Consider the following 18,789-nt stretch of genomic DNA (forward strand, 5'->3'; position numbering starts at 1 on the left):
GCCCCAGCGCCGTCGCCAACGCATCAAACCCCGCCCGCAACAACTGATCATCCCCCGACGTATTGCAGATGCTCGCCCGAATAAACTGTGGCACCGCCGTTTGCCCCACGGCAAACGCCTCGGCGGTGGCGATCAGGTAATTATTCTGCTTGAGCTCCGCCTCGATTTCCGACGCCCGCCACGGCTCCGGCACTTCGATCCAGAAATGCGGGCTATTGAGATGGGTGCGATATTCCAGACCGGCCAGCAGGTCGCGGACCAAGGCCTTACGCCGGCTGATCTCGTTGATCTGTTGGCGCAACAGGTACTCCGCCGTGCCATTTTCGATCCACTGGGTGGCAAGCTCTAGAGTGACAGGCGTGGCCATCCAACACGTTGAACGCAGGGCGGCCGAAATACGGCTGACCAACGCCGGTGGCGCATGCACATAACCCACACGCAGCCCGGCCGACACGGCTTTGCTCAGGCTACTGATCAAAATCGTACGCTCGGGGGCGAAATGGCTGAGGGGCGGCGGCCGGTCTTCAACCAGTACACCGTGGGCTTCGTCCTCAAGAATCAGCAAGTTGTGCTCACGACAGACTTTGACCAAGGCTTCGCGGCGCGCCACCGAAAGCACCGCCGTGGTCGGGTTCTGGATCGTCGGCGTGCAGTACAGCGCTGAAACCCGGTGATTTCGACAGACTTCGTCCAGCGCGCTCGGCAGCACGCCCTCTTCGTCCATCTCCAGGCCGATCAACCGGATACCCAGCATCCGCGCAGCGGTAATCAGGCCCGGATACGTCAGTTGCTCGGTGACCACGGTATCGCCGGCCCGTAACAGCGCCATCATCGAACACAGCAAGCCATGCTGGCCGCCATTGACGCAGATGACCTGCTCGGGGATCGGGTGAAAGTCACGCTGCACCAGCCATTGCGCGCCCGCTTCACGGTAACGCGGCAAGCCGGCGTCCGGGGTGTAGGCGCTGATGTCCTGGAGGAATTTGGCGTTGGTCGACAGGGTCTGGAAGCTCTGGGCCAGGAACACGGTTTCCTGACCGGGGATGTGCATATTGCGGCTCATGTCGAAGTACTGGCGCGGTTCTTCGCTGAAGTTGCGAAAACCTTCATCGCGCTGGCGCTCCATCCCACGCTTGCGCACGAAGGTGCCGTCACCGACTCGCGCCACCACCAGCCCCAGGCGTTCCAGCTCGCCGTAGGCCCGGCTGATGGTGCCGATCGTCACACCCAGGTTGTCGGAAAGCACCCGATGGGGCGGCAGTTTTCGTCCTGGTTCAATCAAGCCTTCGAGGATGCCCCGCTCCATGACATCGGACAGGCGCTTGTACTTCACGCCCTGACCGTTGGACAACCCCTCACGCATAATTGACACCATGTCAATATTTGTTTTGACAGCCATCTTTCGCCCTAATAGTGTGCTTTTACGGGTTCAATCGCCGAATTTTACAACTCATTACAAGCTCAATATAGAGTTCAATTCCGGCTCAGGGAAGCAATAAACGATGCCAATGTCCGCCGTTCTCGAAAACACCGCCAAGACCAAAACCCAAAAACAGTGGTTGGCCGGGCTGATCACCAGCGTGATGTTCCTGATCGTGTGCCTGAGTTGGGGCACCACCTGGCTGGGGATCAAGATTGCGGTGGAGAGCGTGCCGCCACTGACGTCCGCCGGCCTGCGTTTCCTGATCGCCTTCCCGCTGTTCCTGTGTTTTGCCATGGTACGTCGCGAGCCGATCCTGTTTCCCCGTGAGAGCCGCTGGTTCTTCGTGTTCGTGACCCTGTCCTACTTCAGCGTGCCCTACTACCTGCTCAACTACGGCGAAATGCATGTCTCGTCCGGCCTGACCGCGCTGCTGTTCAGTTGCATGCCGGTGTTCATTCTGATTTTCTCCGCGTTGTTCCTGCGCGAGCGCATCTACTTTTCCCAGGTGGTTGGCATCGGCATCGGTTTCGGCAGCCTCTACATGATCATCAAGAGCCAGGGCCTGCACCTGGACCACGCGGAGTTCTTCGGCGTGCTGGCGATCCTCACCGCCGCGATCATGCATGCCCTGTGCTACGTGATTACCAAGCAGAAAGGCAGCGCCATCAGCGTGATCACCTACAACACCCTGCCCATCGGCATTGCCGGGCTGATGCTGTTCGTCGCCGGTCTGTGGTTTGAAACGCCGACCTTCGAAACCATCACCCTGCGCTCCTGGGGCGCGCTGTTCTACCTGGGCCTGGTGGCTTCGGTGGGCGGGTTCATCGTGTACTTCATGCTGCTCAAGCGCTTGAGCCCGATCATCCTGTCGTTCGTGTTCATCATCTTCCCGGTGTTCGCGGTGATCATCGGCGCCTGGTACGAAGGCGTGTCGATTTCCCGCGACCTGATGCTGTACTCGGCCATCCTGCTGGCCGGTTTTGCGATTACCAAGTTGCCGGTTGAAAAACTCCTGGCCAAGAAAAATTGACCCTTGCCCTGCCCCATCAACTTCAGCCACGCGAGAGAAACATGGACGTCCTCCGCCCCAAAGCCCTGGAACAGATCTACGCCCACGCCAGCCGCAGCTACCCCGAGGAATGCTGTGGTTTTGTCTTCGCCGACGGCAGCGTGTACCTGGGCAGCAATATCCAGAATGAACTGCACCACAAGAACCCCGAGATGTACGCGCGCAGCGCGGCCAACGGCTACACCTTCTCGGTGGCCGATACGTTGCTGATGAACAAGGCGTTTCGCAGCGACAACCCGGTGGTGGTGATCTACCACTCCCACCCCGACGTGGGTGCCTATTTCAGCGATGAAGACCAGGACAAGGCGCTGTTCATGGGCGAGCCGATCTACCCCGTCAGCTATCTGGTGGTCGACGTTCGCCAGGGCCAGACCCTGGGCTCCAAGCTGTTTGCCTGGGATGGCAAGCATTTCGCCCTTCAACCTTTCAACGACCTGCACACGGAGTTGTCCATGAACGCTGTCTCTTTCCCCGACATTCTGGTTCGCGTGGCCAAGCTGCCGGAATCGACCCTCGAGGGCACCGGATCGACATTGCGCGAAGTCATTGAAAACCTCTGCAGCAGTCACCCACAGTTGCGTCCGCACCTGTTTCACGAGAAGAACAACCAGCTCAAGGAGCACTTCCTGTTTACCGCCGAGGAAGAGCTGGTTGGCGCGGATGACCTACTGCCCGAGAAAGCCAGAATCGAGGTGCTGCTGGCCACGTCCGGTGGCATGGACGTCGACGCGCTGAGCAACGAAGAAGTACAACGCTACGTGCGCCACATCACCCTGCCGGGCGTAGGTCGCGAAGGTCAGTTGAACCTCAAGAAAGCCAAGGTGCTGATCATCGGCACCGGCGGCCTGGGCTCGCCGATCAGCCTGTACCTGGCGGCTGCCGGCGTCGGCACCCTGGGGCTGGTGGACTTCGATGTGGTCGAAAGCAGCAACCTGCAACGCCAGATCGTCCACGGCAACAGTACGTTGGGCCTGCCCAAAGTCGAATCTGCCAAGCAGCGCCTGCAAGACCTCAACCGCCATATCCAGATCAACGCCCACGACACAGCGCTGAACGCCGACAACGCCCTGGAACTGGTAGGCGCCTATGACCTGGTGATCGACGGCACCGACAATTTCGACACCCGCTACCGGGTCAACGACGCCTGCGTGCAACTGGGCAAGCCGTTGGTGTACGGCGCGATCTACCGCTTCGACGGGCAGATCAGCGTGCTCAACTATAAAGGCGGGCCGTGCTACCGCTGCCTGTTCCCCAGCGCGCCGCCCGCAGAACTCGCGCCTAATTGCAGCGCCGGTGGCGTGATCGGCGTGCTGCCCGGTGTGGTCGGTATGATCCAGGCCACCGAGGCGATCAAGTTATTGATCGGCATTGGTGAACCGTTATCCGGCCGCTTGATGCGCTTCGATGCGCTGGCGATGAAGTTCAGCGAAATCCGCTTCAAGCGCCGCGCCGACTGCCCGTGCTGCTCCGAAGCGCGGCACAGTGAAACCCTGGCCCCCGCAGTTTGCGCCGATGCCGTGCCCAGCCAGCCCTCGCTGGCCGAAGAGCGCTACATCAAGCCGCAGGTACTCAAGCAAGTACTCGAACACCCCAGCAGCGCAGACGTGTTGCTGGATGTGCGCGACGCCAGCGAACTGGAAGTGTGCAAATTGCCGGGCGTGGTGCATATCCCCCTGGCCGAACTGGACGGCCACCTCGACAGCCTCAGCCGGGACAACACCCACTACCTGATCTGCTACGCCGGCACCCGTGCGGAGCAAGCCGCCAGTACCTTGCTGGCCGCCGGTTTCGCCAATACCAAGGTCCTGCAGGGTGGCATGAAGCATTGGGTTCGCGACGTCGAACCCGACATGCCGTTGTATTGAGCCGGGGGCTGAATGATGTTGCATAACTCCATCCTCGACGTGATCGGCCAAACGCCGATCGTGCGCCTGGCGCAGTTTTCCGAAGACCTCGGTATCGAGGTCTACGCCAAGCTCGAATCCCTCAACCCCGGCGGCAGCCACAAGGCGCGCATCGCCCTGGGCATGATCCTCGACGCCGAGCGCCGGGGCGTGCTGATCCGTGATTCCGGACAAACCATCATCGAACCCAGCGGCGGCAACACCGGCATCGGCCTGGTGATGGCCGGCAATGTGCTGGGCTACAAAGTGGTGCTGGTGATCCCCGACAACTACAGCCCCGAAAAACAGAAGCTGCTGCGTTTATATGGGGCCAAGGTGGTGCTGTCGGACAGCCGCCTGGGCAACAATTCCCACGGCGAAAAGTGCATGGAACTGCAGTTGGAAAACCCCAGCTACGTGATGCTCAACCAGCAGCGCAACGGCGCCAACCCGCAGACCCATCGCGACACCACCGCACCGGAAATCCTGCGTGCCTTCGGTGAGCAACGCGCCGACTACTTTGTCAGCGGCATCGGCACCGGAGGGCATATCACCGGCATCGGTGAAACCCTCAAAGCCGCTTGGCCGCAGCTGCGCGTCATGGGCGTGGAACCGGAAGAATGCGACCTGCTGAAAAACCAGCACGCACCGCATCACATCCAGGGCCTGTCGATCGGCCTGATCCCGAGCATTCTCAACCTGGACGTGATCGACGGCATGCTCAAGGTCTCGCGCCAGGACTGCATCGACATGATGAAACGCATCATGCGCACCGACGCGATCAGTCTGGGCCTGTCGTCCGCCGCCAACATGGTGGCCATCGCCAAGCTCGCCCCCGAACTGCCGCCCGAAACGGTGGTGCTGACCATGGTCTACGACAATGCCGACAGCTACCTGCCCAGTTTCGAATAAACGGGTTTCCAGCCAACCAGAATGCAGGGGTGCCTCCATGGGCGGTTTTATCGACATGCAACAGTTGCACGATGAGTTGATCACTCACCTCATCAAAACCCTTACGCCCCTACAGATGAAGCAGCTGGAACCGCATCTGGCGCCCCTGATCCAGAATGCTGCCCAGGCGGTAGCCGAAGACCTGATCGCCTACGCCTACCGTGATCCGGCCTCACGCGGGCGCGGCGAGTTGATCCTGGAGTCCTACGCCTCGTTCAAGGCAGTGCTGTATTACCGCCTGGCACATCTGGTGTGGAATTTCCCCGACCAGACCAACGGGGTGTTTTCACGCATTGCCCTCAAGCTGAGTAATCAAGGCAAGGTGCTTTCCGGTGCCGAGATTCACCCGGCGGCGCGCATCGGCCGACGCTTCGTGCTGGACCACGGCTACGGCACGGTGATCGGCGAAACCTGCGAAATTGGCAACGACTGTTACATCCTCTGCGGCGTGACCTTGGGCGCCCGTGGCATCGCCAACAACCCCGACGGCAAGCGCCACCCGCGCCTGGGCAACAATGTCGAGGTCGGCTCCGGTGCCCGCGTGCTGGGCTATGTGCTGATTGGCGACAACGTGTTTATCAGCCCGTCCTGCGTGATCACCCAGGACGTCCCCGCCGGCACCAAAGTGAAGGTGGTGAACCAGATCCAGCTGCAAAAAAACGATGAATCGGACCACAGCAACTACCTCGGTGCCTTCGCCCTGGATGAGCGTTTGCATGTGGTGGGCGAGATCAACGCCAGCCATAAGGTGACCGTGCTGGACGCCGATTTCCATCCCTTGGCGGGGCTGATGCTGGAGCCCACGGTCAAGGAGCGCCACCACCTGCAATTTCGCTTGCATCGCGTCGAGTCGGGCAGCCATTTGCCACGCTTGCCGCTGAACCTGAAAGTCTGCGGCCCGGAATTTGAAATCACCCTGCTCTCGCCCCCAGGCTTGAGTGCAATGGTGCGTTCCCTGCTGCAAGCCAGCCCACTGATCGTCGGAGGTTGAACATGTCCGTGCACACCATGGAAACCCTGGCGCTGTTCGACAGCGCGCCCTACCAGAACGCCTTCAGCGCCCGGGTGATTGCCGTCAGCGAACACGGCATCGCCCTGGAGCACACCTTGTTCTACCCCACGGGCGGCGGCCAGCCAGGTGACACGGGGCACCTCACACTCGCGGACGGTACGCGGGTCGACGTGACCGGCACGGTGCGCGACCCGGTGCTGCGCTCGATCATCTGGCACCAGGTGGAACACTGCCCCGCGCAGCTGACGGCCGGGGTACAGGTGGATGCCGGCCTCGATTGGGAGCGGCGCTACCAACACATGAAAATGCACACCTGCCTGCACCTGCTGTGTTCGATCATCGATGCGCCGGTCACCGGATGCAGCATCAGCGCGGACAAGGGCCGGCTGGATTTCGACCTGCCCGAAATGACCCTCGACAAAGACAGCATCACCCGCGACCTCAATGCGCTGATCGAACAGGCTCACCCGGTGAAAACCCTGTCGATGCCGGCTACGGAGTATGCAACGTTGCTGCAGATCACCCGCACACAGGCCGTGGCGCCACCCGTGATTCAAGGCTCGGTCAGGGTGATTGAAATCGCTGGCATTGATATCCAGCCGTGCGGGGGCACCCATGTGATCAACACCGAAGAAATCGGCCGGGTGTTCTGCGAGAAGATCGAGAAAAAGAGTAAGCACAACCGCCGGGTGATCCTGCGATTCGAGTGAAGGCGATCCAATGTGGGAGCCAGCTCCCACATTGACCGCGTCGTCTGCTAGATCACGAACAAGTCCACAAACCGGTTGACCGGCGTGGCTTCAAGCCGTGCCTGATCCTTGCACAGCGCAAAAATCTCGGCACTGCGCTGTCCCGTAAACCGTGTGGTCAGGTTGGCCTTGAACTTGTCTTCCAGCAACGGAATGCCCTCGACGCGACGCCGACGATGGCCAATCGGGTACTCCACCGCCACCTGCTCGGTGCTGCTGCCATCCTTGAAGAACACCTGCACCGCATTGGCGATGGAGCGTTTGTCGGCCTCCAGGTATTCGCGGCTGTAGCGTGGGTCTTCGACGATGACCATTTTGTCGCGCAACTGATCGATGATCGGGTGGGCGGCGTGGAATTCATCTTCGTACTGCTCGGCCACCAGATTGCCGAATGCCAACGGCACGGCGGTCATGTATTGCAGGCAATGGTCGCGGTCGGCGGCGTTGGCCAATTGGCCGACTTTGGAAATGATGCGGATCGCTGATTCATGGGTAGTGATCACGATGCGCTCGATTTCCTGCAGGCGGTCTTTCACCCAGGGGTGCAAGGTCACCGCTGCTTCACAGGCCGTTTGGGCATGGAACTCGGCCGGGAAGCTGATCTTGAACAGCACGTTTTCCATCACATAGGTGCCGTAGGGCTGGGACAGGCTGAACGCGCGCTTGTCCTCCGGCTTGAGCGCCAGGTCCTTGTTGGTGTGGCTGAACAGCACATCGTAGAAACCCCACTGCGGCGCGCTCAATACCCCAGGAATGCCCATCTCGCCACGCAAGGCGATATCCGCCAGGCGCACGCCCCGACTCGACGCATCTCCCGCCGCCCAGGACTTGCGCGAACCGGCATTCGGCGCATGCCGGTAAGTGCGCAACGCCTGCCCATCGACAAACGCATGGGACAGCGCCGCCAGCAACTGCTCACGGTTGGCACCCATCAACTTGGCGGTGACCGCCGTGGAGGCGACTTTGACCAGCAGCACATGGTCGAGCCCTACCCGGTTGAAGGAGTTTTCCAGGGCAATCACACCCTGGATTTCGTGGGCCATGATCATCGCTTCCAGCACCGCGCGCACGGTCAGCGGCGCGTCGCCATTGGCCACGCGCTTCTGCGACAGGTGATCGGCCACGGCGAGAATGCCGCCGAGGTTGTCCGAGGGGTGGCCCCATTCGGCAGCGAGCCAGGTGTCGTTGTAGTCAAGCCAACGCACGATGCAACCGATGTCCCACGCGGCCTTGACCGGGTCCAAGCGAAACGATGTGCCCGGCACGCGTGCGCCAAACGGCACCACCGTACCCTCGACAATCGGCCCCAGGTGCTTGGTGCACTCGGGAAAGCGCAGGGCCAGCAGGCCACAGCCCAAGGTGTCCATCAGGCAGTTGCGGGCGGTGTCCAAAGCATCCCGGGAGTCGATCCGGTAGTTGAGGACATAATCAGCAATGTCCTGCAGGACCTGATCGTAGTCCGGGCGGTTGTTCTGGTCGACGTTGGCGCTCATGGCAGTACTCCAAAAAGGGGTTGGGGTCAGTCCTCGGGCTCACGGTTGCTGGGAGCAGATCTAAGGTGTCTGCTTGAAATAGAGATCTCCCACAGGGGTCCAGATTGGACCTTAGAAGGCGTCACCTGGCACGCGCACGAAACCCTCCATCAGCACCCGTGCACTGCGGCTCATGATGGCTTTTTTCACCGCCCATTCGCCGTCGACCTGGCTGGCTTCAGCGCCGACGCGCAAGGTGCCGGAAGGGTGCCCGAAGCGCACCGCATTGCGTTCAATACCACCCGCCGCCAGGTTGACCAAGGTCCCGGAAATCGCCGCCGCCGTGCCAATCGCCACCGCAGCGGTGCCCATCATCGCGTGGTGCAACTTGCCCATGGACAGTGCGCGCACCAGCAGGTCGACATCACCGGCCTTGATCGCCTTGCCACTCGACGCCACGTAGTCCGCAGGTCTGGCCACGAACGCCACCTTCGGCGTGTGCTGGCGCTGGGCGGCTTCGTCCAGGTGTTTGATCAGGCCCATGCGCAATGCGCCATAGGCCCGCACGGTTTCAAACATGGCCAGGGCCTTGGGGTCGCTGTTGATCGCGCCTTGCAGCTCGGTGCCGGTGTAGCCGAGGTCTTCGGCGTTGATGAAGATCGTCGGAATGCCGGCGTTGATCAGCGTGGCCTTGAAGGTGCCGACGCCGGGCACTTCCAGGTCGTCGACCAGGTTGCCGGTGGGGAACATCGAACCACCGCCGCCCTCTTCTTCCGCTGCCGGGTCCATGAATTCCAACTGCACTTCGGCGGCCGGGAAGGTCACGCCGTCCAGTTCAAAATCACCGGTTTCCTGCACCGCACCGTCGGTGATCGGCACATGAGCGATGATGGTTTTGCCGATATTGGCCTGCCACACGCGCACCACAGCCACGCCGTTGTGCGGAACGCGGGCCGGGTCGACCAGGCCAGCGCTGATGGCAAAGGAACCGACCGCCGCCGACAGGTTGCCGCAGTTGCCGCTCCAATCCACGAACGGCTTGTCGATGGAGACCTGGCCAAACAGGTAGTCCACGTCATGCTCGGCACGGGTACTTTTGGCCAGGATCACCGTCTTGCTGGTGCTGGAAGTGGCGCCGCCCATGCCGTCGATCTGTTTGTCGTAAGGGTCGGGACTGCCGATCACCCGTAACAGCAAGGCGTCGCGCGCGGCACCCGGCACCTGCGCCGACTGGGGCAGGTCCTTGAGGCTGAAAAACACGCCTTTGCTGGTGCCGCCACGCATGTAGGTGGCGGGGATCTTGATTTGCGCTACGTGTGCCATGGTGTCCTCTCAGGCCGTCGCCGCCGATTCCAGGAAGTCCTGGGCAAAACGTTGCAACACGCCGCCCGCCTCGTAGATCGACACTTCTTCGGCGGTGTCCAAGCGGCAGGTCACCGGCACTTCGACACGCTCGCCATTCTTGCGGTTGATCACCAGCGTCAATTGCGCACGCGGGGTGCGTGCACCGACCACGTCATAGGTTTCGCTGCCGTCGATCTTCAGGGTGTTGCGGTCGGTGCCCGGCAGGAACTCCAGGGGCAACACGCCCATGCCCACCAGGTTGGTGCGGTGGATGCGCTCGAACCCTTCGGCGGCAATCGCCTCCACCCCGGCCAGGCGCACGCCCTTGGCGGCCCAGTCGCGGGACGAGCCTTGGCCGTAGTCGGCGCCGGCAATAATGATCAGCGGCTGCTTGCGCTCCATGTAGGTCTCGATGGCTTCCCACATCCGCGTGACCTGGCCTTCGGGCTCGATACGCGCCAGGGAACCCTGCTTGACCTTGCCGTTTTCAACCACCATTTCGTTGAACAGTTTCGGGTTGGCAAAGGTCGCGCGCTGCGCGGTCAAATGGTCGCCACGGTGAGTCGCGTAGGAGTTGAAGTCCACCTCCGGCAAGCCCATTTTCGCCAGGTATTCGCCGGCGGCGCTGTCGAGCATGATTGCGTTGGACGGCGACAGGTGGTCAGTGGTGATGTTGTCGGGCAGCACCGCCAGCGGGCGCATGCCCTTGAGCGGACGAGCACCGGCCAGCGCGCCTTCCCAGTAAGGCGGGCGGCGGATGTAAGTGCTTTGGGGGCGCCAGTCATACAGCGGCGCGACTTTCGGGCCGGTGTCTTCGTGGATGGCGAACATCGGGATATACACCGCGCGGAACTGCTCCGGCTTGACCGAGGCCTTGACCACCGCGTCGATCTCTTCGTCGCTCGGCCAGATGTCCTGCAGGCGGATTTCCTTGCCGTTGGCGTCCAGGCCAAGCACGTCTTTTTCGATGTCGAAACGGATGGTGCCGGCAATCGCGTAGGCCACTACCAGCGGCGGCGACGCCAGAAACGCTTGCTTGGCGTACGGGTGGATACGCCCGTCGAAGTTGCGGTTGCCCGACAGCACGGCGGTGGCGTACAGGTCGCGGTCAATGATTTCCTGCTGGATCACCGGGTCGAGCGCGCCGGACATGCCGTTGCAGGTGGTGCAGGCAAATGCAACCACGCCAAAGCCCAGTTGCTCCAGCTCGGTGGTCAGCCCAGCTTCGTCGAGGTACATGGCCACGGTTTTCGAGCCGGGTGCCAGGGAGGATTTGACCCAAGGTTTACGCGTCAGCTCCAGTTTGTTGGCGTTGCGCGCCAAGAGGCCGGCGGCAATCACGTTGCGTGGGTTACTGGTGTTGGTGCAACTGGTGATGGCGGCGATGATCACCGCGCCGTCGGGCATTTGCCCCGGCACTTCGTCCCACTGGCCGGAGATGCCCTTGGACGCCAGGTCGCTGGTGGCAACACGGGCATGCGGGTTGCTCGGGCCGGCCATGTTGCGCACGACGCTGGACAGGTCGAAGGTGAGGCCGCGCTCGTATCGCGCGCCTTTGAGGTCATCTGCCCACAGGCCGGTGTGGCGGGCATATTGCTCAACCAGGGTGACTTGTTCGTCTTCACGGCCAGTGAGTTTCAGGTAAGCGATAGTTTGCTGGTCGATATAGAACATCGCCGCGGTGGCGCCGTATTCCGGGGCCATGTTGGAGATGGTCGCGCGGTCGCCGAGGGTCAGTGCCGAAGCGCCTTCGCCGAAGAACTCCAGCCAGGCGCCGACCACTTTCTGTTTACGCAGGAACTCAGTCAGCGCCAGCACCATGTCGGTGGCAGTGATACCCGGCAGCAGCTTGCCGGTGAGTTCCACGCCGACGCTTTCCGGCAGGCGCATCCAGGAGGCGCGGCCGAGCATTACGCTCTCGGCTTCCAGGCCGCCGACGCCAATGGCGATCACGCCCAGGGCGTCCACGTGCGGAGTATGGCTGTCAGTGCCGACGCAGGTGTCCGGGAACGCAACGCCGTCACGCACCTGGATCACCGGGGACATTTTCTCCAGGTTGATCTGGTGCATGATGCCGTTGCCCGGCGGGATCACGTCAACGTTCTTGAAAGCCTTTTTGGTCCACTCGATAAAGTGGAAACGGTCTTCATTGCGACGGTCTTCGATGGCACGGTTTTTCTCGAACGCGTCCGGGTCGAAACCACCGGCTTCGACGGCCAGGGAGTGGTCGACGATCAGTTGGGTCGGCACCACCGGGTTCACCTGGGCCGGGTCGCCGCCTTGCTGGGCGATGGCATCACGCAGGCCGGCGAGGTCGACCAGGGCGGTCTGGCCGAGAATGTCATGGCACACCACACGCGCCGGGAACCACGGGAAATCGAGGTCGCGCTTGCGTTCGATCAACTGGCTGAGGGACGCGTTGAGGGTGGCCGGGTCGCAGCGACGCACCAGGTTTTCCGCGAGCACGCGGGAGGTGTAAGGCAAGGTGGCGTAGGCGCCGGGGGTGATTGCTTCAACTGCCGCGCGGGCGTCGAAGTAATCCAGGCGGCTGCCGGGGAGCGGTTTGCGAAATTCAGTGTTCATCGTCAGGACTCGGTCACGGTGGTTGCAAAAGGAGCCCACGGATCCTGGGAGAGAATGCGATCAAAAGGTGGGAGCGGGCTTGCTCGCGAAGGCGGTTTAACCGTCGTCATGTGTGTTGAATGACACACCGCTTTCGCGAGCAAGCCCGCTCCCACATTTCTGATCCGGTTTCACCCCGGGATCAGCGGTTTCTCCATTCAGCGACGTTCGATTGGCACGAACTTGCGCTGCTCTACGCCGGTGTATTCGGCGCTTGGACGGATGATGCGGTTGTTGGCGCGCTGTTCAAACACATGCGCGGCCCAGCCAGTCAGGCGCGAGCACACGAAGATCGGCGTGAACAGCTTGGTCGGGATGCCCATGAAGTGGTACGCCGAGGCATGGTAGAAGTCGGCGTTGGGGAACAGTTTCTTCTGCTCCCACATGGTCTTGTCGATGGCTTCGGAGACCGGGAACAGCACCGTGTCGCCTACTTCGTCAGCGAGTTTTTTCGACCAGCCCTTGATCACCTCATTACGCGGGTCGCTGTCTTTGTAGATCGCGTGGCCGAAGCCCATGATCTTGTCTTTGCGCGCCAGCATGCCGAGGGTGCCTTCGACTGCTTCTTCAGCGGACGAGAAGCGCTCGATCATTTCCATCGCTGCTTCGTTGGCACCGCCATGCAGCGGGCCACGCAGGGAGCCGATGGCGGCGGTAACGCAGGAATACAGGTCGGACAGGGTCGAAGCACACACCCGCGCCGTGAAGGTCGAGGCGTTGAATTCGTGTTCCGCGTAGAGGATCAACGAAACGTTCATGACCTTGACGTGCAACTCGCTCGGCTTCTTGCCATGCAGCAAATGCAGGAAGTGGCCACCGATGGAAGGCTCGTCGGTCACGCAATCGATGCGCTTGCCGTCGTGGCTGAAGCGATACCAGTAGCACATGATCGCCGGGAAGGCGGCCAGCAGGCGGTCGGTGACGTCGCGTTGCACGCTGAAGTCTTGCTCGGGCTCGATATTGCCCAGGAACGAGCAACCAGTGCGCATCACGTCCATCGGGTGGGCGTCGGCGGGGATGCGTTCCAGCACTTCTTTCAGCGCTTGCGGCAGGTCGCGCAGCTTGCTCAGCTTGGCGCTGTAGGCAGCCAGTTCGGTCTTGGTCGGCAATTCGCCGTACAGCAGCAGGTAGGCGACTTCTTCAAACTGCGCATCGGCGGCCAGTTCGCGCACGTCATAGCCGCGATAGGTCAGGCCGGCGCCTGCTTGGCCCACGGTGGACAATGCGGTCTGCCCGGCCACCTGGCCACGCAGGCCGGCACCACTCAGTACTTTTGCTTCAGCCATGTCGGTTCTCCAATCTTGAATTTATTAGGGAGGCTGTTCTTTACTTCTTGGCTGCGAACAGCGCGTCGAGCTTCTGCTCGAAGGTGTGGTAGTCGATGCGATCGTACAGCTCCATGCGGGTTTGCATGGTGTCGATCACGTTCTGTTGGGTGCCGTCGCGACGGATCGCGGTGTAGACGTTTTCGGCGGCCTTGTTCATGGCGCGGAAAGCCGAGAGCGGGTACAGCACGATGGAAACATCGGCCGATTTCAATTGTTCGGTGGTGTACAGCGGCGTAGCGCCGAACTCGGTGATGTTGGCCAGGATCGGGGCCTTCACACGGGAGGCGAACAGCTTGTACATCTCAAGTTCGGTGATGGCTTCCGGGAACACCATGTCGGCGCCGGCTTCGATGCAGGCGGCGGCGCGTTCCAGGGCGGACTCCAGACCTTCCACCGCCAGGGCATCGGTGCGCGCCATGATCACGAAGCTGTCATCGGTGCGCGCATCCACGGCGGCCTTGATGCGGTCGACCATTTCCTGCTGGGACACGATTTCCTTGTTCGGACGGTGACCGCAGCGCTTGGCGCCGACCTGGTCTTCGATATGGATCGCCGCCGCGCCGAACTTGATCATCGACTTGACCGTGCGCGCCACGTTGAACGCCGAGGAGCCGAAACCGGTGTCCACATCCACCAGCAGCGGCAGGTCGCAGACGTCAGTGATGCGGCGCACGTCAGTCAGCACGTCATCCAGGCCAGTAATCCCCAGGTCCGGCACGCCGAGGGAACCGGCAGCCACACCGCCACCCGACAGATAGATCGCCTTGAAACCGGCGCGCTTGGCCAGCAGCGCGTGGTTGGCATTGATCGCACCGACCACCTGCAAAGGCTGCTCGCTGGCGACCGCGTCACGGAAACGCTGGCCGGGAGTCGTCTTGTTATTGGAACTCATCATTCACCTCGTGATTGGGCAGTGCCGTCGGGGAAGTGACGGGCAATGTTGCGTTTGGATGCGCCGATATGCCGGCGCATCAACAGTTCGGCCAGTTCACCGTCACGATCGGCAATCGCGTCAAGGATGCGGTGGTGCTCGGCAAAGGCCTGGCGTGGACGATTGGGGGTGGCGGAGAACTGGATGCGGTACATGCGCACCAGCTGGTACAACTCGCCGCAGAGCATTTGGGTCAGGGTGCGGTTGCCGGCGCCTTGAATGATCCGGTAATGAAAATCGAAGTCGCCCTCCTGCTGGTAATAACCGAGGCCAGCCTGGAAGGCTTCGTCGCGCTCATGGGTGTGCAGCACCTGGCGCAGTTCTTCGATTTCCGCGTCGGTCATGCGCTCGGCGGCCAGGCGACAGGCCATGCCTTCGAGGGATTCGCGAATTTCATAAAGTTCGATCAGCTCGGCATGGCTCAACGAAACCACACGCGCGCCGACATGCGGCACGCGCACCAGCAGGCGCTGGCCTTCCAGGCGGTGGATCGCCTCGCGCAGCGGGCCACGGCTGATGCCATAGGTGCGCGCCAGTTCCGGCTCGGAGATCTTGCTGCCGGGGGCGATCTCGCCCTTGACGATGGCGGCCTGGATACGCCGGAAGACGTTCTCGGACATGGTCTGGGAATCGTCTTGCGCCACCACTGGGGATTCCAGTTGATCCAGCATATTGTCGACACCTTTAAAAGCAATGCCGCAAAAACTAGCCAATCAGCCCTGGATAGTCAAAGAATAAATACACATTGTCGACAATCGTCTAATAACCAGGGTTGCACCCTATCAGGGCATGGCCGCCTGCCAGCGCTGGCGCCAAAAAAGCATCATGTTAGAATGCCCGCCACTTTTGCCTGACATCGCGAGATGAAACGGCGCACGAGGGAGCTTGCGCAGTAATGCCAGTCGCCTTGAATTGAACATCGCACTGCACCGCCTCGGGATTTATGAGACTCAAGCCCTTCCTTCTATTGATTTGCCTGTTATCCGCACCGGGCCTTGGCGTCGCCGCCGAGAAGACCGTGTACGGCCTCAACGAATACGCCCAATTGGCCGGTATCGACCTGGAAGTCGCCGCCAAACTGGACACCGGTGCCAAGACCGCCTCCCTCAGTGCCCGTGATATCAAGCGCTTCAAGCGCAACGGCGAATCCTGGGTGCGCTTCTACCTGGCCATCGACACCGCCCATTCCCACCCCATCGAACGCCCCCTGGCCCGCGTCAGCAAGATCAAGCGCCGCGCCGGTGACTACGACCCCGATGAGGACAAGAACTACACCGCCCGTCCGGTGATTGCCCTGGATATCTGCATGGGCACCGCTTTACGCAGCATCGAAGTGAACTTGACTGACCGCAGCGCATTCCAATACCCGCTGCTGATCGGCTCCGAAGCGCTGAAACGCTTTGATGCGCTGGTCGACCCCAGTCTTAAATACGCAACAGGCAAACCCGCCTGCGCCGCCGACGCTCATACCGCCGAGTAAACCGAATGCGCTCTCTGACACTGCACCTGAAAATCCTGATCGCCATCCTGGTGGTGCTGGGTATTTCGGTCACCGCCTACCAGATCTTCGTGCTGGGCATCCCCGTCACCGAGGACGCCACCGACGACTTGTGGAACATCGACGCCAAGGTCGAGTTCGTCGCCAACCCGAAAGACCCGGTGAAGATCCAGATGTTCGTGCCGCCCTTGAGCCGCGACTTCGTCAGCCTCAACGAGAGCTTTATTTCGAACAACTACGGCGTGAGCGTCAACCGCACCGACGGCAACCGCAAGGTGACCTGGTCGGCACGCCGCGCCAAGGGTAACCAGACCCTGTATTACCGCCTGGTCCTCACCAAGCGTTACAGCGGCGAAAAGGTCAAGGTCAAGGGCCCGACCTTCCGCGACAGCATTGCCGTGGAAGGCCCGGAAAAAATCGCCGCTGAAGCCTTGCTGGCGCCGATCCGCCAGCACTCGGCCGACGTCGAGACCTTTATCAGCGAAGCCATCAAGCGCACCAACAACCTCAATGACGACAATGTGAAGCTGCTGCTGGCGGGCGATCCGTCCACGCCGCACAAGGCCAAGATCGTCGAATTGCTGCTGTCCATCGCCCATGTGCCGGTGGAGAAGGTCCACACCATCCGCCTGGTGGCCGATCAGCCGCAAACCCCGGAACTCTGGCTGCGCAGTTTCAACGGCAATGACTGGTTGTACTTCAACCCGGAAACCGGCGAACAAGGTTTGCCCACCGACCGCCTGCTGTGGTGGACCGGTGATGAAAACCTGATCACCGTCGACGGCGGCAAAAAGGCCATGGTGACCTTCAGCCTGAACAACAGCGAGATGAATGCGATCCGCCTGGCCAAGCTGACGGACGAGAACACCGACGCCAACTTCCTCGAATACTCGCTGTACGGCCTGCCGCTGCAAACCCAGCAGACGTTCATGATCATGGTGATGATCCCGATTGGCGTACTGGTGATCCTGATCCTGCGCAACCTGATCGGCCTGCAGACCCTGGGCACGTTCACGCCGGTGCTGATCGCCCTGGCGTTCCGCGAGACGCAACTGGGCTTCGGGATTGTGCTGTTCACGATTATCACGGCGCTGGGGCTGTCCCTCAGGTCGTACCTGGAACACTTGAAATTGCAGATGCTGCCGAGGCTGTCGGTGGTGCTGACCTTCGTGGTAGTGCTGATCGCGGCCATCAGCCTGTTCAGCCATAAGCTGGGGCTGGAGCGTGGGTTGTCGGTGGCGCTGTTCCCGATGGTGATCTTGACCATGACCATCGAACGCCTGTCGATCACCTGGGAAGAACGCGGCGCCAACCATGCGCTGAAAGTCGCGATTGGTACGCTGTTCGCCGCATCGCTGGCGCACATCATCATGAGCGTGCCCGAGCTGATCTACTTCGTGTTCACCTTCCCGGCGATCCTGCTGATCCTGGTGGGCTTCATGCTGGCCATGGGTCGTTATCGCGGCTACCGCCTGACCGAGCTGGTGCGTTTCAAGGCATTCTTGAAGGCTGATAAGTAATGTTCGGTTTCTGGAAGACCTGGAAGGCCCTGGAAGCGCGAGGGATCATGGGCATCAACCGGCGTAATGCCGACTACGTGCTCAAGTACAACAAGCGCAGCCTGTACCCGATCGTGGATGACAAGATCATCACCAAGGAGCGCGCCCTCGCCGCCGGTATTCATGTGCCGGAGATGTACGGGGTGATTTCCACCGAAAAGGAAATCGACAAACTCGACGATATCATCGGCGGGCGCAGCGACTTCGTGATCAAGCCAGCCCAGGGCGCCGGCGGTGACGGCATCCTGGTGGTGGCGGACCGCTTTGAAGGGCGCTATCGCACGGTGTCCGGCAAGATCATCAGCCATGAAGAGATCGAGCATCAGATTTCCAGCATCCTCACTGGCCTGTACTCACTGGGCGGCCACCGCGACCGTGCGTTGATCGAATACCGCGTGGTGCCTGACCAGATTTTCAAGAGCATCAGCTATGAAGGCGTGCCGGACATTCGCATCATCGTGTTGATGGGCTATCCGGTCATGGCCATGCTGCGCTTGCCGACGCGCCAGTCGGGCGGCAAGGCCAACCTGCACCAGGGCGCCATCGGCGTGGGCGTGGACCTGGCGACCGGCCTGACCTTGCGCGGCACCTGGCTGAACAACATCATCACCAAACACCCCGACACCACCAACGCGGTGGACGGCGTGCAACTGCCTAACTGGGACGGTTTCATGAAGCTCGCGGCGGGCTGCTACGAGCTGTGCGGGCTGGGTTACATCGGCGTGGACATGGTGCTGGACCAGGAGAAAGGCCCGCTGATTCTTGAGTTGAATGCGCGACCGGGGCTGAATATCCAGATTGCCAACGACTGCGGCCTGACCCTGCGAACGCATGCGGTGGAAGCACGGCTGGAAGCACTGAAAGCCGCTGGCGTCACGGAAACGCCGGAGGAGCGGGTGAAGTTTGTGCAGGAAATGTTTGGGCATATTCCGCCCGTCGAAGGTTAAC

Annotated in this window: 15 protein-coding genes; 8 read left to right on the top strand and 7 right to left on the bottom strand. The window is 61.3% G+C overall.

Going from position 1 to position 18,789, the window contains the following annotated elements:
• Positions 1 to 1,399, bottom strand: a 1,399-nt coding sequence (locus tag HX812_RS11195; protein ID WP_177112691.1) for a PLP-dependent aminotransferase family protein, incomplete at its 3' end; no start/stop codon positions are given.
• A 160-nt stretch (positions 1,400 to 1,559) separates the two neighbouring features.
• On the opposite strand from HX812_RS11195, the gene HX812_RS11200 reads away from it, so the two are divergent.
• The 5 genes from HX812_RS11200 to HX812_RS11220 are packed head-to-tail and all read left to right on the top strand — an operon-like array spanning position 1,560 to position 7,048.
• Positions 1,560 to 2,453: a DMT family transporter gene (locus HX812_RS11200; protein ID WP_161630257.1), complete on the top strand. Its 894-nt coding sequence runs from the start codon at positions 1,560 to 1,562 to the stop codon at positions 2,451 to 2,453.
• 41 nt (positions 2,454 to 2,494) lie between these two features.
• Positions 2,495 to 4,357, top strand: a complete 1,863-nt coding sequence (gene moeB, locus HX812_RS11205) for a molybdopterin-synthase adenylyltransferase MoeB (protein ID WP_038851172.1) — start codon at positions 2,495 to 2,497, stop codon at positions 4,355 to 4,357.
• 15 nt (positions 4,358 to 4,372) lie between these two features.
• On the top strand, positions 4,373 to 5,287 hold the full coding sequence (locus HX812_RS11210; RefSeq protein WP_038851179.1) for a PLP-dependent cysteine synthase family protein: 915 nt from the start codon (positions 4,373 to 4,375) through the stop codon (positions 5,285 to 5,287).
• A 37-nt stretch (positions 5,288 to 5,324) separates the two neighbouring features.
• Entirely contained in the window at positions 5,325 to 6,317 is a 993-nt protein-coding gene (locus HX812_RS11215) for a serine O-acetyltransferase (RefSeq protein ID WP_038851170.1), read from the top strand.
• Between the two features lie 2 nt (positions 6,318 to 6,319).
• Complete coding sequence (locus HX812_RS11220) at positions 6,320 to 7,048, top strand: alanyl-tRNA editing protein (protein WP_038851169.1); 729 nt, start codon at positions 6,320 to 6,322, stop codon at positions 7,046 to 7,048.
• Between the two features lie 47 nt (positions 7,049 to 7,095).
• Here the strand turns inward: HX812_RS11220 and prpD are convergent, their stop codons facing one another.
• The 6 genes from prpD to HX812_RS11250 all read right to left on the bottom strand — a co-directional run bounded on the left by prpD (position 7,096) and on the right by HX812_RS11250 (position 15,455).
• Positions 7,096 to 8,580, bottom strand: a complete 1,485-nt coding sequence (gene prpD / locus HX812_RS11225; RefSeq protein ID WP_038851168.1) for a 2-methylcitrate dehydratase — start codon at positions 8,578 to 8,580, stop codon at positions 7,096 to 7,098.
• A 111-nt stretch (positions 8,581 to 8,691) separates the two neighbouring features.
• Positions 8,692 to 9,882: a 2-methylaconitate cis-trans isomerase PrpF gene (gene prpF, locus HX812_RS11230; protein WP_038851167.1), complete on the bottom strand. Its 1,191-nt coding sequence runs from the start codon at positions 9,880 to 9,882 to the stop codon at positions 8,692 to 8,694.
• Positions 9,883 to 9,891: 9 nt separating this feature from the next.
• Positions 9,892 to 12,486, bottom strand: coding sequence for a Fe/S-dependent 2-methylisocitrate dehydratase AcnD (gene acnD, locus HX812_RS11235; protein WP_038851165.1), 2,595 nt, complete (start codon positions 12,484 to 12,486; stop codon positions 9,892 to 9,894).
• Positions 12,487 to 12,683: 197 nt separating this feature from the next.
• Entirely contained in the window at positions 12,684 to 13,811 is a 1,128-nt protein-coding gene (gene prpC / locus HX812_RS11240) for a 2-methylcitrate synthase (RefSeq protein ID WP_033901216.1), read from the bottom strand.
• A 40-nt stretch (positions 13,812 to 13,851) separates the two neighbouring features.
• Positions 13,852 to 14,745, bottom strand: a complete 894-nt coding sequence (gene prpB / locus HX812_RS11245; RefSeq protein ID WP_016979248.1) for a methylisocitrate lyase — start codon at positions 14,743 to 14,745, stop codon at positions 13,852 to 13,854.
• Positions 14,745 to 15,455, bottom strand: a complete 711-nt coding sequence (locus HX812_RS11250) for a GntR family transcriptional regulator (RefSeq protein ID WP_016979247.1) — start codon at positions 15,453 to 15,455, stop codon at positions 14,745 to 14,747. The genes prpB and HX812_RS11250 overlap by 1 nt, the downstream gene beginning before the upstream one ends.
• 272 nt (positions 15,456 to 15,727) lie before the next feature.
• Between HX812_RS11250 and HX812_RS11255 the strand changes: the two genes are divergently transcribed.
• Genes HX812_RS11255 through HX812_RS11265 form a run of 3 tightly spaced genes read left to right on the top strand, consistent with a single transcriptional unit; the run spans position 15,728 to position 18,788 of the window.
• Positions 15,728 to 16,264, top strand: a complete 537-nt coding sequence (locus HX812_RS11255) for an ATP-dependent zinc protease (protein WP_178949114.1) — start codon at positions 15,728 to 15,730, stop codon at positions 16,262 to 16,264.
• Positions 16,265 to 16,269: 5 nt separating this feature from the next.
• Positions 16,270 to 17,802 (top strand): inactive transglutaminase family protein, encoded by a 1,533-nt coding sequence (locus tag HX812_RS11260; RefSeq protein WP_038847322.1) that lies wholly within the window; start codon positions 16,270 to 16,272, stop codon positions 17,800 to 17,802.
• Positions 17,802 to 18,788 (top strand): alpha-L-glutamate ligase-like protein, encoded by a 987-nt coding sequence (locus HX812_RS11265; protein WP_033901220.1) that lies wholly within the window; start codon positions 17,802 to 17,804, stop codon positions 18,786 to 18,788. The genes HX812_RS11260 and HX812_RS11265 overlap by 1 nt, the downstream gene beginning before the upstream one ends.
• Position 18,789: the final 1 nt, after the last annotated feature.

The sequence above is a fragment of the Pseudomonas sp. IPO3749 genome (assembly GCF_013386605.1).
In the GTDB taxonomy this organism is placed as follows: domain Bacteria; phylum Pseudomonadota; class Gammaproteobacteria; order Pseudomonadales; family Pseudomonadaceae; genus Aquipseudomonas; species Aquipseudomonas azotoformans_A.